The sequence below is a fragment of the Bradyrhizobium genosp. SA-4 str. CB756 genome, from assembly GCF_000473125.1.
GTDB classification, from domain to species: Bacteria; Pseudomonadota; Alphaproteobacteria; order Rhizobiales; family Xanthobacteraceae; genus Bradyrhizobium; species Bradyrhizobium arachidis.
In genome coordinates this window covers 907,648-920,711 of sequence record NZ_KI421499.1, presented here as the reverse complement: position 1 = coordinate 920,711, position 13,064 = coordinate 907,648, and the positions used below count along the sequence as shown (strand labels likewise).

At 65.9% G+C, this 13,064-nt stretch carries 11 protein-coding genes; 5 read left to right on the top strand and 6 right to left on the bottom strand.

What is annotated here, in order from left to right; genetic code table 11:
• The first annotated feature begins 21 nt into the window (after window positions 1-21).
• Window positions 22-1,161 carry an MFS transporter gene (locus BRAGE_RS0104360; protein ID WP_027564568.1) on the top strand — a complete coding sequence of 380 codons (1,140 nt, stop codon included), beginning with the start codon at window positions 22-24 and terminating at the stop codon, window positions 1,159-1,161.
• A 6-nt stretch (window positions 1,162-1,167) separates the two neighbouring features.
• Here the strand turns inward: BRAGE_RS0104360 and BRAGE_RS0104355 are convergent, their stop codons facing one another.
• A complete protein-coding gene (locus tag BRAGE_RS0104355) occupies window positions 1,168-2,157 on the bottom strand; it encodes a Bug family tripartite tricarboxylate transporter substrate binding protein (protein ID WP_027564569.1) in 990 nt (329 codons plus the stop codon).
• Between the two features lie 296 nt (window positions 2,158-2,453).
• Between BRAGE_RS0104355 and BRAGE_RS0104350 the strand changes: the two genes are divergently transcribed.
• The gene (locus BRAGE_RS0104350; protein WP_027564570.1) at window positions 2,454-5,291 is read left to right on the top strand and encodes an ATP-binding protein; all 2,838 of its coding nucleotides are present in this window, start codon (window positions 2,454-2,456) and stop codon (window positions 5,289-5,291) included.
• Window positions 5,292-5,298: 7 nt separating this feature from the next.
• Here BRAGE_RS0104350 and BRAGE_RS0104345 read toward each other — a convergent pair whose 3' ends face one another.
• Window positions 5,299-5,925: a LysR family transcriptional regulator gene (locus BRAGE_RS0104345; protein ID WP_027564571.1), complete on the bottom strand. Its 627-nt coding sequence runs from the start codon at window positions 5,923-5,925 to the stop codon at window positions 5,299-5,301.
• 129 nt (window positions 5,926-6,054) lie between these two features.
• Between BRAGE_RS0104345 and BRAGE_RS0104340 the strand changes: the two genes are divergently transcribed.
• Both BRAGE_RS0104340 and BRAGE_RS0104335 read left to right on the top strand, forming a co-directional pair.
• Window positions 6,055-6,447 carry a RidA family protein gene (locus tag BRAGE_RS0104340; RefSeq protein ID WP_027564572.1) on the top strand — a complete coding sequence of 131 codons (393 nt, stop codon included), beginning with the start codon at window positions 6,055-6,057 and terminating at the stop codon, window positions 6,445-6,447.
• Between the two features lie 47 nt (window positions 6,448-6,494).
• Window positions 6,495-7,184: an L-2-amino-thiazoline-4-carboxylic acid hydrolase gene (locus BRAGE_RS0104335; RefSeq protein WP_027564573.1), complete on the top strand. Its 690-nt coding sequence runs from the start codon at window positions 6,495-6,497 to the stop codon at window positions 7,182-7,184.
• Between the two features lie 2 nt (window positions 7,185-7,186).
• On the opposite strand, the gene msrA is transcribed toward BRAGE_RS0104335, so the two are convergent.
• From msrA to BRAGE_RS0104315, 4 genes are all read right to left on the bottom strand, one after another.
• A complete protein-coding gene (gene msrA / locus BRAGE_RS0104330; protein WP_027564574.1) occupies window positions 7,187-7,702 on the bottom strand; it encodes a peptide-methionine (S)-S-oxide reductase MsrA in 516 nt (171 codons plus the stop codon).
• 132 nt (window positions 7,703-7,834) lie between these two features.
• Window positions 7,835-8,257: an OsmC family protein gene (locus BRAGE_RS0104325; protein ID WP_027564575.1), complete on the bottom strand. Its 423-nt coding sequence runs from the start codon at window positions 8,255-8,257 to the stop codon at window positions 7,835-7,837.
• Between the two features lie 167 nt (window positions 8,258-8,424).
• Window positions 8,425-9,114: a VOC family protein gene (locus BRAGE_RS0104320; RefSeq protein WP_027564576.1), complete on the bottom strand. Its 690-nt coding sequence runs from the start codon at window positions 9,112-9,114 to the stop codon at window positions 8,425-8,427.
• 51 nt (window positions 9,115-9,165) lie between these two features.
• Window positions 9,166-9,834, bottom strand: coding sequence for a sensor histidine kinase (locus tag BRAGE_RS0104315; protein ID WP_027564577.1), 669 nt, complete (start codon window positions 9,832-9,834; stop codon window positions 9,166-9,168).
• Window positions 9,835-10,154: 320 nt separating this feature from the next.
• Here BRAGE_RS0104315 and BRAGE_RS0104310 point away from each other — a divergent pair, with 320 nt between their 5' ends.
• On the top strand, window positions 10,155-12,989 hold the full coding sequence (locus BRAGE_RS0104310) for an ATP-binding protein (RefSeq protein ID WP_027564578.1): 2,835 nt from the start codon (window positions 10,155-10,157) through the stop codon (window positions 12,987-12,989).
• Window positions 12,990-13,064: the final 75 nt, after the last annotated feature.

Sequence of the window (13,064 nt, the reverse complement as noted above, 5' to 3'; positions counted from 1 at the left end):
GCTTCATCTCCCGGAGTTCCCATGCATTCTGCCGATCGGCCGGCGACCCGTCTTGCGACGCGGCTCGCCTTTCTCGTCGCTGGCTTTGGCATCGCCTGCTGGGCCCCGCTGGTGCCGTTCGCGAAGGCGCGGCTCGCCGTCGACGACGGCGTGCTCGGACTGCTGCTGCTCAGCCTCGGCATCGGCTCGGTGCTCGCGATGCTGCTGACCGGCGTCATGAGCGCGCGCTACGGCAGCCGGCCGATCATCATCGCGGGCGGCCTCGGCCTTGCGCTGGTGCTGCCGCTGCTGGCGGTCGCGAGCACACCGGCAACGCTGGCGCTGGCGCTGTTCGGCTTCGGCGCCGCGCTCGGCTCGATCGACGTGGCCATGAACATCCACGCGGTCGAGGTGGAGCGCGATGCGGGCCGGCCGCTGATGTCCGGCTTCCACGCGCTGTTCAGCATCGGCGGCTTTGCCGGATCGGCGCTGATGACCGCGCTGCTCTCGCTGCAACTCTCCGCGCTTGCATGCACACTGGTCTGCTCCGCCCTGATGCTGATCGCGATGCTCGTCGCCTGGCCGCGTTTGCTTCGCTCCGTGCAGGTGCAGGAGGGACCGCTGTTCGTGCTGCCGCACGGCTCGGTGCTGCTGCTGGCGCTGCTCGGCGCCATCACGTTCCTGGTCGAAGGTGCAATGCTCGACTGGGGCGCACTGCTCGTGATCGGCGCGGGCCTCGTCTCCGAAACGCAAGGCGGGATCGGCTATATCGTGTTCTCGATCGCGATGACGATGGGGCGACTCGGCGGCGATGTCGTCGTCGCGCGCGTTGGAGACCGCGCGACATTGCTCTGGGGCAGCCTCATTGCGATCGCGGGGTTCGTCGTCCTGCTCACGGCGCCGGTGGCTGCGGTCGCGATCGCCGGCTTCTTGCTGATCGGCCTCGGCGCTTCGAACCTCGTGCCGGTGCTGTTCCGCCGGGCGGCGCGGCAGACGGTGATGCCGACGGGGCTTGCGGTGGCCGCGATCACCACCGCGGGCTATGCCGGCATCCTCATCGGCCCGGCAGGCGTCGGCTTCGTCGCGCGTATCGGGGGATTGCCGCTGGCGTTCTGGCTCTTGGCCGCGCTGATGGGTCTCGTCACGCTGTCGGCGCGCATCGTCACGCGGCCTGCGGCGTGAGCTCCGTCAAAACCTCTCCAGTCCGATCGATTTGATCATGGACGCGAGGCTCGCCGAGGTCGCCTCGACGAGGCGCTGGAATGTGGCCGGGTTGGAGTCGCTGTCCGGCTCCATGCCCTCGGCGCGGTAATTGGCCTGCATCGCCTTGTCGGCCATGGCAAGGCGCGTCGCCTGCGCGATCCGGTCGATGATCGCATCGTCGGTCTGCCGGGGCGCGAACAGGCCGAACCAGCCATCATAGCGCAGGCCCGGCATGCCGGATTCGATGGCGGTCGGAATGTCCGGCGCAACGCTCAGCCGTTTTTCGGTGGCGACCGCAAGCATCCGGATCTTGCCGGCCTCGCTCCACTGCTGCAGTTGCACCGACATCACGGCAATGATGAGGGGGATCTGACCGGCGAGGAGGTCGTTGCTGGCCTGCGCGATGCCCCGATACGGGACATGAACAATGTCCAGCGCACCCGTCTGCAGCTTGAAGGCCTCGCCGACGAGGTGATTTCCACTACCGATGCCGGGCGTCCCGTAGGACAGCTTTCCCGGATTGGCTTTTGCGTAGGCTACCAGTTCGCGCAGGTCTTTGACGGGCAGCGACGGATGGACGGCGAAAACCAGCGCGCTGGTGATGAGGCGGTAGATGGCGCGGAAATCGTCCATTGCATAGGACGGGTTTTGCGCGAGCAGCGGAATGGCCGCCTGCGTGCTGTCGTTTCCGAGCAGCAGCGAGTAGCCGTCGGGCTTCTCGCGCGCGACCGCGGTTGTCCCGATCGCGCCGCCTGCACCCGTGATGTTTTCGATGAAGACGGGTCCGAGCAGCGAGGACATCCTCTCCGCCCAGGGACGCCCGATCTGGTCGCCCGATCCGCCTGCCCCATAGGGAATCACCAGGCGAATGGGACGCGACGGATAGTCGGCGGTTCGTCCACTGCGCGGGATTGCGGCAAGCGCCGCCGCGCCCGGCAATGCATGGACGATCTGTCGCCGCGAGAAGGAGGGCATGTTCGAATCCGGACGTCGGTTGTCACTGTCGAGGCGGGGCCGGCTCCAGAACCCTTCCATCGCAGCAATGATTCACCGCCGTCAATGCTCCCTCCGGATAAGTCGGCAGCGTCATTGCCGTGTCATATTTGCCTAACCCATTCCTTTTCAAGCAAGATTCCGCTGCCCCTCTGACCCAAGCGATGCACGCAGGGCTGCCAGCCCTGCCCCACTGCTTTCGGCCAGTTTACTGTACGCCTCGTTCTGATAGAGCAGAAAGTCATACCTTTTGACTCCCGTTGCGGGGGCCATGGCGCGTGCCAGATCGTAGCGAAGACTCGGCCATTTCCTTCGGGCCATTTCGACTGTTTCCGAAGTCCCGGCTCTTGGAAAAAGAGGGCTCGCCTCTGCATGTCGGCGGCCGTGCGCTCGATATTCTCATTTTTCTGGCCGAGCGCCCCGGCGAGGTCGTCGACAAGCGCGAGCTGGTCAAGCGGATCTGGGCCGACGTCAATGTCGACGAGGGCAGCCTGCGCTTCCATGTCGCAGCACTGCGCAAGGCGCTCGGCGATACCGGCAAGTCGGCCCGTTATGTCGTCAACGTGCCCGGCCGCGGCTATTGCTTCGTCGCCTCGTTCGCCCAAGCCACGGCGCCGGCCGCGCCGCCCACCGTCGACATCCTGCCGCTCCGCTCCCTCCCCGCGCCGCTCTCGAAGATGGTGGGACGGGAGGAGATCGTCGAAAAAATATCGAACGGCCTTTCGCTCTATCGCTTCATGACCGTGGTCGGCCCCGGCGGCATCGGCAAGACCGCCGTCGCGGTCACCGTCGGGCATCGCCGCTCGACGGATTTCGGCGGGCGCGTCTTCTTCGTCGATTTCGGTCCGCTGCGCGATGCCAGCCACGTCGCAACCACCGTCGCCTCCGCGCTTGGCCTCACCATCAGCGCGGAGGATCCGACGCCGGCCCTGCTGACCTTCCTGAAGACCGGCCCCGCTTTGCTGATCTTCGACAGCTGCGAGCATGTGCTGGATACGCTCGCCCCGCTGGTCGAGCGCATCGTTCGCGACGTGCCGCAGCTTCGCGTGCTCGCCACCAGCCGCGAATCGTTCCGGAGCGAAGGCGAGCGCATCTTCCGGCTGTTCCCGCTGGATTGCCCGCCCGAGCGCGAGGGCCTCGGTGTCGACGATGTGCTCGCCTATCCCGCGGCGCAGCTCTTCGTCGAGCGCATCGCGCAGAGCTCGGGTCCGTTCCAGCTCAGCGCGGAAGAGGCGCCGCTTGTCGCCAGCATCTGCCGGCGCCTCGACGGCATTGCGCTCGCAATCGAGCTCGCGGCGGGCCGTGTCAACGCCTACGGCATCGCCGGCACGGCATCGCTGCTCGACAGCCGCTTTTCGCTGCAATGGCGGGGGCGGCGCACCGCCGTGCCGCGACACCAGACCCTCGCCGCAGCGCTCGACTGGAGCTACGACCTGCTGCCTCCCGCCGAGAGCGCCACCTTGCGCCGGCTCTCGGTCTTCGCCGGCCCGTTCGCGCCGGAGGCGGCCGCGGCGGTCGCATCCGGCGACGGCCTCAGCACGTCGGAGACGCTGGAAGCGATCGACAGCCTCGTCACCAAATCGCTGATCTCGCCGTCCGGCTCACGGATGCTGCGCTATCGCCTGCTCGACACGACGCGCACCTACGCGCAGGGAAAGCTCGCCGAGCTCGGCGAAACCAAGCAGTTCGCGCGGCGCCACGCCGAGCATTTTCGCGATTTCTTCCAGCGCGCCGAAGCCGACTCGTCGACGCCGCTGCCGGAATGGCTCGGCATCTATGGCGCCGAGCTGGACAATGTGCGCGCGGCGCTGGACTGGGCCTTCGCGCCCGACGGCGACGCTGCGCTGGGAATCGCGCTGACCGCAGCCGCGGTCACGATGTGGGTGCGCCTGTCGCTGTTCGCCGAATGCCGCGAGCGCGCCAGAACGGCGCTCACGGCGCTCGGAGATGCCGGCGACGAGCGTGTCCGCATGCAGCTCCTGTCAGCGCTCGGCTGGTCGCTGATGTATGGCGAGGGCCGCGCCCGCGAGGCGCGTCCGATCCTGGAGACGACGCTGGAGCTCGCCGACCGGCTCGACGACAAGGACTTCCGGCTGCGCGCGCTCTGGGGCTTGTGCATCGACCAGTTCAACAACGGGCAGTTCGGCAAGGCCCGCGCCCTGGCCGATCGGTTTGCGAATGCCGCGGCGAACTCGCCCGACAGGACCGATGTGATGCTGGGCGACCGGCTGATGGCCGTGGCGCTGCACTATCTCGGCGAGCAGAACGAGGCACGCGTCTGCATCGACCGGGTGAATGCATCGCTGCATGTGCTGGCGGAGAAGCCAAAAATCTTCCCGCTCGACCTGCGGATATCTACGCAATATTTCCGCGCCCGCATCCTGTGGCTTCAGGGGCTCGCCGATCAGGCCCAGGCGCTCGCCGCCAGGAACATCGAGGAGGGCCGCGCCAACGGCCACGCGCTGACCTTCTGCAGCGTGCTGGGACAGGCCACCTGCCCGATCGCGTTCTGGGCCGGCGATTTCGAGGCCGCGGAGCGCCACGGCGCCGAGCTCGTCGAACACACCGAGCGCCACGCCATCCGGCTGTGGGGGCTGTGGGCGCGGGCCTTCAACGCCGCGGTGATCGCAAGGCGCGGCGATATCGCAACAGGCCTGCCGCTCCTGCGCGAAGAACTCAATCGCGCCGGCGATGCGCGCTTCCTGCCGCGCTTCCTGCCGCTGCTCGGCGAGCTCGCCGCGTGCTTTCTGGAGGCCGACCAGATCGATCGCGGCCTCGACGTGATCGAGGACGTCCTGACCCGCTGCAACGACCGGCAGGAGCTCTGGTATCTGCCGGAGCTGATCCGCATCAAGGGCGAATTGATGCTGAGGAGCCCGCGGCACGCCGGCGACGCCGAGGCGCGCTTTCGCGAGGCCATGGGCATTGCGGCCCAGCAGGGCGCACGGTTCTGGGAGCTGCGCTGTGCGACCAGCCTCGCGCGCTTCATGATCGGGGCCGGCCGGACCACGGAAGCCCTGCCGGCTCTCGAGCACGCCTGCGCCGCATTTGCCGAGGGCCTGGAGATCGCCGACATGCGCATCGCGCGCGACCTGATCGCGCAATTGCGGAGCTGACGGCGCCTCAAATTCCGACACCGCCGACCAGTCGAGGACGGCGGTTTGTGTGCGGGCTCTGCGCGATCACAGCGCGCAGCCACGCGCGGAAGCTGACGATTTCAGGACAATCCGCGGTGCCTTCGGGCGCGATCAGCCAGTCTCCCAGGCCGGATCCCTCATCGACGCGGTCGCAGCGATAGCCCGGATGGTGACCGAGACCGCGGGCGATCAAGAGGTCGACCTTGCCCTCGACCAGCTCGTGCAGGCCGGCGGGCTGCAGCACGCGCAAGCCGATGTCGGCATGCGCGCTGCGAAACGCCGCCAGATCGAGCCGGCGCAGGTCGAAGCTGGCATGGACGCCCAATTGCAACAACACTGCACCTGACGGCTTCAATTGCGAGGTTGCCTCGGCAATGTGGCGAAAGCCTTCGGACACCCCGGGCAGATAGGCCTGCCCGGCCGCAGTGAGGATCAGCTGCTTATGCAGCCGCTCGAACAGCTGCACGCCGAGGCGTGCCTCCAGCGCTTTCACCTGCTGCCCCACGGCGGCGGGCGTCACATGCAGCTCGTGCGCGGCCAGCTTGAAGCTGAGATGCCGTGCGGCGGCTTCGAAGGCGCGAAGCGCGTTGAGTGGTGGAAGGGCGTAGGTCATCGCACCGCAAGTTTGACACTGATAGGCGCCGGCCTTGCAATAGATTTTCTTGCGCTGAACCGCAGCAATGATGCTTTGCGCCGCGGCGATGTCGCCGGGTACGGTTACGCCGCAATCCGGAGAAACCCTATGCCCCTACCTCATATCGTCAGCCACAATCCCGCAACGGTCTACCCTCCCGCCGGCGGCTACTGCATGGGACTTGAACTGACGCAGCATCGCCGCCTGTTGTTCATCAGCGGCCAGGTGCCCGAGAGATCCGACGGCTCCGTGCCTGAAGGGTTCGAGGCGCAATGCGAGCAGGCCTGGCGCAACGTCAAGGAGGTGCTCGCCGCCGCCGGCCTTGGCGTCGAGCATCTGGTCAAGGTCACCACGTTCCTGACTGACCGGGCTCAGCTCGTGACCAACCGCACCATTCGCCGCGCGATGCTCGGCGACCATCAGCCCGCGGTGACGGTCGTGATCGCCCAGACCGTCAACAGCAAATGGCTGCTGGAGATCGAGGCAATCGCGGCGGAATGAAACCGGCTTCGCCGACTTTGCGATGAGCCAAACTTGTCAGGTGTCCAATGGCTGAGACCGTCCATCCCTTTTACGCGCAGCATCGCAACGCCATGGAGGCCGCCATGCGCCATCGCCTCGACCTTGCCGAAGCGATGCTCTGCGAGCGCGCGCATGTCTCCGACATCCACGCGATCAGACGAGAGGTGATGGACGAATTCGAGATCGTGCTCACCCAGATGCCTTATGTGGGCGGCACGGCGAGCCGCATGAGCGACTTCTTCATGCGCCTGATGGGCTTCATGGCGATCAGCCGGGTGCTGCGGCGGCATGGTGTACCGCTGCCCGTGATCGGCGAGATCGAGCGCGAAACCTACAAGGCGCAATTGCTCACCGTCCCCGAAGCGGAACGTCTCGCTTCGGGGCGCCAATTTATGTCGTCAGAGAACCAGGCCTTGCTGCGCGAGCAGGCTGCAAAAAGCACGAACGCAAGCCACCAGGACGCATTTCCGGAAGATTTCGTCTACGATTTCGTCGAGCCCGGCCCGGGTGACAAGTTTGAATTCGGCATCAACTACAAGGCTTGCGGCTTCTGCAAATTTGCCGCTCGCCATGGCGACAAGGACATCCTGCCCAACATTTGCGGGCTTGATTTCGACGCGTATGCGACGCGAGGGATCCGCCTGGAACGGACGCAAACGCTGGCCGGCGGCGCGAGCCACTGCAATTTCCGCTTCTCGCGCCTGCCGTCGGAGTAGATCTAGCCGCCCACGGCAGCCGCGCGCCGCGGCAGCTTCCAGTTGGGCCGGATGAAGTGGCAGGTGTAGCCATCGGGATAACGTTCGAGATAATCCTGATGCTCCGGCTCGGCTTCCCAGAACTCGCGCGCCGGCGCGACCTCGGTGACAACCTTGCCCGGCCACAGGCCCGACGCCTCGACGTCGGCAATGGTGTCCTCGGCGACCCGCTTCTGCTCGTCGCTGGTGTAGAAGATCGCCGAGCGGTAGCTCGTGCCGAGATCGTTGCCCTGACGGTTGAGCGTGGTGGGATCGTGAATCTGGAAGAAGAACTCCAGCATGGTCCGGAAGCTGGTCTTGGCCGGATCGAAGTTGATCTCGATCGCTTCGGCGTGGCCTTCGTGGTTGCGATAGGTGGCGTTCTTGACGTGCCCACCGGTGTAGCCAACTCGGGTCGAGATCACGCCCGGTTGCTTGCGGATCAGATCCTGCATGCCCCAGAAACAGCCTCCGGCCAAAACTGCACGCTCCGTCGTCATCTCTCCGCTCCCGATTGATCGCCCTGCATCTGTCTTATCATATGCATTCGGCTGCCCGTCCGAAAGGCGGGCAGTTCGCCTATGTCCACCCGGTTCCTCAAAACCGGATGGACAAGCGTTGAAGGCCTGCGGCTAGCCCAGCTTGGCGTCCAGCGTGACCGCGGCGTTGAGCACTTTCGACACCGGACAGTTCTTCTCGGCCTCGCCGGCAATCTTGGCAAATCCTGCCTCGTCCAGATTCGGCACCTTGGCCCGCAGGGTGAGCGCCGACTTGCTGATCTTGAAACCCTTGCCTTCCGGCTCCAGCGTGATGGCGGCTTCCGTCGACAGCTCGTCCGGCGTGAAGCCGGCCATCTGCAGTCCGAAGGCCAGCGCCATGGTGAAGCAGCCGGCATGGGCCGCCGCGATCAATTCCTCGGGATTGGTGCCCTTCTCGTTCTCGAAGCGGGTCTTGAACGAATAGGGCGTATCAGTGAGCACGCCGGATTCGCTCGAGAGATGGCCGGTGCCGTCGCGACCAGTGCCCTTCCAGACTGCTTTTGCCTTGCGGATCATCTCGGTTCTCCTTGTTTGTTTTCAAGCACCGGCGCTCCGTACCGGTGGAGGCGACATCGGCGTGACCGCCTGCGGCCGTTCCAACCGGTCGAGCGCCGCAGCGGTTCCGATGCAGAACAAAGCGAGCGGCGTGCCGACCACTTGCGCTTCTTCTTTGCGACGCATGCTCAAGACGGCAGCGGCTGGCCGGCTTGCTCGCGGACGATGTAGTCGGCGTACCAATCCGCCCAGTTCTCGTCATGCCCGCCGGTCCGCTTCTCGTGCTCGCCATGCGCCGCCGCCGCGCGGCGCAATGTTGCCGCGAGCTCGGCCGTCGAGGCGAATGTCGTGCTGCCTCCTTCGATGCGTCCAGGCAGCCGCGACGTCACTTCCTGGAACAACCAGCCATTGCCGTCGGGATCGCTGAACGAGGCGAACGAGCTATAGCTGCCGTGCTTCGGGTCAGCGCCGCTGACCCGAACGCTGCCGAACAGATACGGCTCGTCCAGCCCGGCGTGAACATCGCCGCCGCCGTGGAACGGTGCGCTGACCGCGATGCCGCGGTCGAGCAGATCCTGTCGGGCCGCCTCCAGATCGGCGACGATCAGGTACAGGCCACGCATCGAGCCGGGCGCCGCGGACGTGACGTTCCGGCCGAAGATCACCGAACAGGCCGAACCTGGCGGCGTGAACTGGATCACCCGCCAGTCGTCGCCGGATGTAAAGTCTGCGTCCAATCGCCAGCCGAGACGCGTGTAGAACGCCTTGGCACGATCGACGTCGGACACGGGGATGACGATGACCTCGAGCTTCAGATCGACGCTGCGCGATGTCGAGGGCTTGGAGGCGGCGTCGCGGTTGATATCGAGTGTGGCCATGTGGAACTCCCAGGTGTGAGGTGCAGCGATTGCGAAGAGAGAGATGGTTTTTCAGGCGGCCGCCGGCATCACGATGGTTACCCGCGTGCCGCCCTGTCCCGTCTCGCCATGCAGCCGCGCCTGGACGCTGCGTGCAAGCCCCTCGAGGATGCGGCTGCCGGTGCCCTGAAGCGGACCGGTCGCACCGATGCCGTTGTCGGCGACGGTACAGAGCCAGGCGCCGTCGTGCCGCGCCATGTCGATGCGGATCAACGCACCCTTCTTGTTCGGGAAGGCATGCTTTGCCGCATTCGTCACCAGCTCCGTCAACATCAGCGCGAGCCGATGGCATTGAGACGCCGACAGCGTGCCGCTCGCGATCGCAGCCTCGCAGCGGATGCCCGCAGGCGCCAGCACCGCCTCGGAGAGCGCTCCGCACAAATTCTCGAAGAAGACCCCGATCGAAACCGGCGCGGGATCGTCGTTGTCGGACAGCAGCTGATAAAGCCTGCCGAAGGCGACGATGCGCCGCTCGAACCGGTCCAACGCAACCGAGACGTCCCTTGGCCCTGCCCGCGTGAAATCGCGACGGACTGACGCGCCCAGCAGCGTCAGCGTGTTCTTCATCCGATGGTGGGATTCCCGCAGCACGAGTTCCCAATCGCGCAACTGATCGTCGAGACTGGCTACGAATTCAGGTCGAACAACGTGGTCGTTCGGTCGAGCGCCGATACCGGACATCATAGCCTCCCCGTTTGACGTAGTGCTGAACTCGGAGGCCATACTGGATGCAGTCTGCGCGCATTGCTCGTTAGACGTTGCAAGATTCTGTTATGATCGGCTGCAAACAGAGAGTGGCAGCGAAGCTGTCCTCTGCACGGTCAAGCAGGCTGACGAATCGTCGCAGACCGCGCGGTAAGCCGCTCGCGTTTAAGCAAAATTTGCCACAGATCGGCTGACAGATTGCCGCGCGATTTCGCCACTTTCGGTTAGTTTACTGACGACCTCGTTCTGCTAGACCAAAGCGCAGATGTCAGCTCTTTCACTGGAATCGACGGCCCGTGCCGAACATTAGCGACCAGGATTCGGCTATTGCCTTCGGGCCATTCCGCCTGTTCGCCAAGTCTCGCCTTCTGGAGAAGGACGGCGCGCCGCTTCACCTCGGCGGCCGCGCGCTCGACATCCTGATTTTTCTCGCCGAGCGCGCCGGCGAGGTCGTGGACAAGCGGGAGTTGATCAAGCGCGTCTGGGCCGACGTGAATGTCGACGAGGGCAGTCTGCGCTTCCACATCACGACGCTGCGCAAGGCCTTAGGGGATGCCGGCGAAGGCTCGCGCTATGTCGTCAACGTGCCCGGACGCGGCTATTGCTTCGCGGCTCCGCTGCAGCGGTCCGAAACTCCGGAGCGGCGGCCGAGCCCGGCGGTCCCCGCTCCTCACGCACTTCCCGCGCCGCTTGCGAAGATGATCGGGCGGGACGAGGCGGTGGAGCGGATTTCCGCCGAGCTCGCCCAGCATCGCTTCGTCACCATCGTCGGCCCCGGCGGGATCGGCAAGACTTCGGTCGCGCTCGCCGTGGCGCATGGCGAGCTCCAGGCTTTCGACGGCCGGGTGAGCTTCGTGGATTTCGGCGCGCTGACCGATGCGCGGCTCGTTCCCGGGACGATTGCGGCCGCGCTCGGCCTGACCGTCAATTCCGACGACCCGATGCCTGGCTTGCTGACGTTCCTGCGCAGCCGGCGGATGCTGCTGGTGTTCGACAGCTGCGAACACATCATCGATGAACTGGCGCCCTTGGCCGAGCGCATGATCCGCGAGGCGGGCGAGCTGCATGTTCTTGCCACCAGCCGCGAGTCGTTTCGCACCGAAGGCGAACGCGTTCATCGGCTGTTTCCGCTGGATTGCCCGCCACAGCGCGACGGGCTCGGCATCGCCGACATCCTTGCTTATCCCGCAAGCCAGCTCTTCGTGGAGCGCATCGCCGAGAGCCTGGGTGACTTCGAGCTCAGCGAGGAGGACGCCCCGCTCGTCGCCGATATCTGCCGGCGGCTGGACGGCATCGCGCTCGCGATCGAGCTCGCGGCCGGACGCGTCAACGCCTACGGCATCGCCGGGACCGCCTCGCTGCTCGACAACCGCTTCTCGCTCTTGTGGCGCGGACGGCGCACCGCGATCCCGCGGCACCAGACCCTGAGCGCCGCGCTGGCCTGGAGCTACGATCTGCTGCCGCCGACCGAAAGCGCGGCGCTGCGCGCACTGTCGGTGTTCGTCGGCCCCTTCACGCTGGAGGCTGCGCTGGCCGTCGCATGCAGCCAGGGCATCAGCGAGTCTGAAGCCGCCGAGGCGATCTCGAACCTGCTCTCCAAATCCCTGATCGCGACCTCGCCGGCGGAGCGGCGACTGCGCTATCGCCTGCTCGACACCACCCGCACCTTCGTCGGCGACAAGCTTGTCGAGAACGGCGAAGCGACCCGCGTCGCGCGTGCCCACGCCGAATATTTCCGCGACTTCCTGCGCGACATCGCGCTCAAGTCCACGGGCATGCAGACGGCAGGCGGCTTCCTTCCCTATGCCGACCACCTGCCCAATGTCCGGGCCGCGCTGACCTGGAGCTTCTCGGATGGCGGCGACCGGACGATCGGCGTGGATCTGGCGGCCTCCGCAGCCCAGTTCTTCCTCGAGCTGACATTGCTGACGGAGTGCTATCGCTGGACCCAGCAGGCGCTCGACACGGGCACGATGGACAACCGCCAGGAGATGACGCTGCAGGCTGCGCTTGGCGTCTCCGTGATGTTCACGCAAGGCAATACCGACGCGGTCCGGGCAGCATTCACGCGCAGCCTCAAGCTGGCACGGGAGCTCGGGGATCTGCATTGGCAGCTCTGGCTGCTGCGCGGCTTGCACATTTACCTGACCAGGGTCGGAGATTTTCACGGCGCGCTCGGGACCGGCGAACAGGGCGAGAGCGTCGCGCGCAAGCTGAACGATCCCGCCGCGACGCTGAACGTCGAATGGATGCTGGGCGTCGCGCATCATCTGATCGGCAACCAAGACAAGGCCGTGCAGTTCTGCCAAAGCGCGATGCTGCACAATCCCGGCTCGCAGCGGCTGAATATCGGCCATCTCGGCTATGACGACCGCATCGTCGCGCTGGTGGCGCTGGCACGCGGGCTGTGGCTCACCGGCCGGCCCGATCGCGCGATCGAGGCGGCCGAATACACCGTGCGCGAGGCCGAGCTGCTCGAACAGCCGCTGACGCTCGGCATCTCCCTGGTCTGGACGATCTACGTGTTTCTCTGGGTTGGTGACTTCGCCAATGCCGAGATCCTGATCGAGCGGCTGATCGACCATTCGGCGCGGCACTTCCTCGGTCCCTATCACGCGGTCGGCATCGGCCAGAAGGGCGAGCTGATGCTGCGCCGCGGCGAGGTTGCTGCGGGAATCGAGCACCTCCGCCGCAGCCAGGCGACGCTGTACGTGACACGGCACCGGATCATGACGACGGTGTTCGCGACCGCGCTCGCCGAGGGTCTCGCCGCGCAAGACCTGTCCGAAGAGGCCTTGCAGACCATCAATGAGGCCATCGGTCAGGTCCCCGATCACGGCGAGTCGTTCGACATGCCGGAGATGCTCAGGGTCAAGGGCGAGATCCTGGCGCGGTCGGGCAATCCGGCAGAGGCCGAGAGCTATCTGCGCAGATCGCTCGATCTGGCGCGGCGGCAATGCGCGCTCGGCTGGGAGCTCCGCGGCGCGATCAGCCTCGGCCGTATCTGGCAGCGGGCCGGAAAAGCAGGCGAAGCACGCGCCCTGCTCGCCCCGCTCGTCGCGCAATATCAAGAGGGTCTTCAGAGCCGCGATCTGGTCGCCGCAAAGGGATTGCTGAACACGCTGAATTGAGAGCGTCTTCAACGAGATACTGCCATCCCAAGCGCTCGCAACTCCTAACAACTTCTAACATGCCAAGCCGCATGC

What these genes read in the sequence shown, in the direction of transcription:
- BRAGE_RS0104325 (WP_027564575.1), bottom strand. Translation starts at nt 8,257, where the DNA reads ATGATCCGCAAGGCAAAAGCAGTCTGGAAGGGCACTGGTCGCGACGGC.
- BRAGE_RS0104315 (WP_027564577.1), bottom strand. Translation starts at nt 9,834, where the DNA reads ATGTCCGGTATCGGCGCTCGACCGAACGACCACGTTGTTCGACCTGAA.
- BRAGE_RS0104320 (WP_027564576.1), bottom strand. Translation starts at nt 9,114, where the DNA reads ATGGCCACACTCGATATCAACCGCGACGCCGCCTCCAAGCCCTCGACA.
- msrA (WP_027564574.1), bottom strand. Translation starts at nt 7,702, where the DNA reads ATGACGACGGAGCGTGCAGTTTTGGCCGGAGGCTGTTTCTGGGGCATG.
- BRAGE_RS0104340 (WP_027564572.1), top strand. Translation starts at nt 6,055, where the DNA reads ATGCCCCTACCTCATATCGTCAGCCACAATCCCGCAACGGTCTACCCT.
- BRAGE_RS0104335 (WP_027564573.1), top strand. Translation starts at nt 6,495, where the DNA reads ATGGCTGAGACCGTCCATCCCTTTTACGCGCAGCATCGCAACGCCATG.
- BRAGE_RS0104355 (WP_027564569.1), bottom strand. Translation starts at nt 2,157, where the DNA reads ATGCCCTCCTTCTCGCGGCGACAGATCGTCCATGCATTGCCGGGCGCG.
- BRAGE_RS0104345 (WP_027564571.1), bottom strand. Translation starts at nt 5,925, where the DNA reads ATGACCTACGCCCTTCCACCACTCAACGCGCTTCGCGCCTTCGAAGCC.
- BRAGE_RS0104360 (WP_027564568.1), top strand. Translation starts at nt 22, where the DNA reads ATGCATTCTGCCGATCGGCCGGCGACCCGTCTTGCGACGCGGCTCGCC.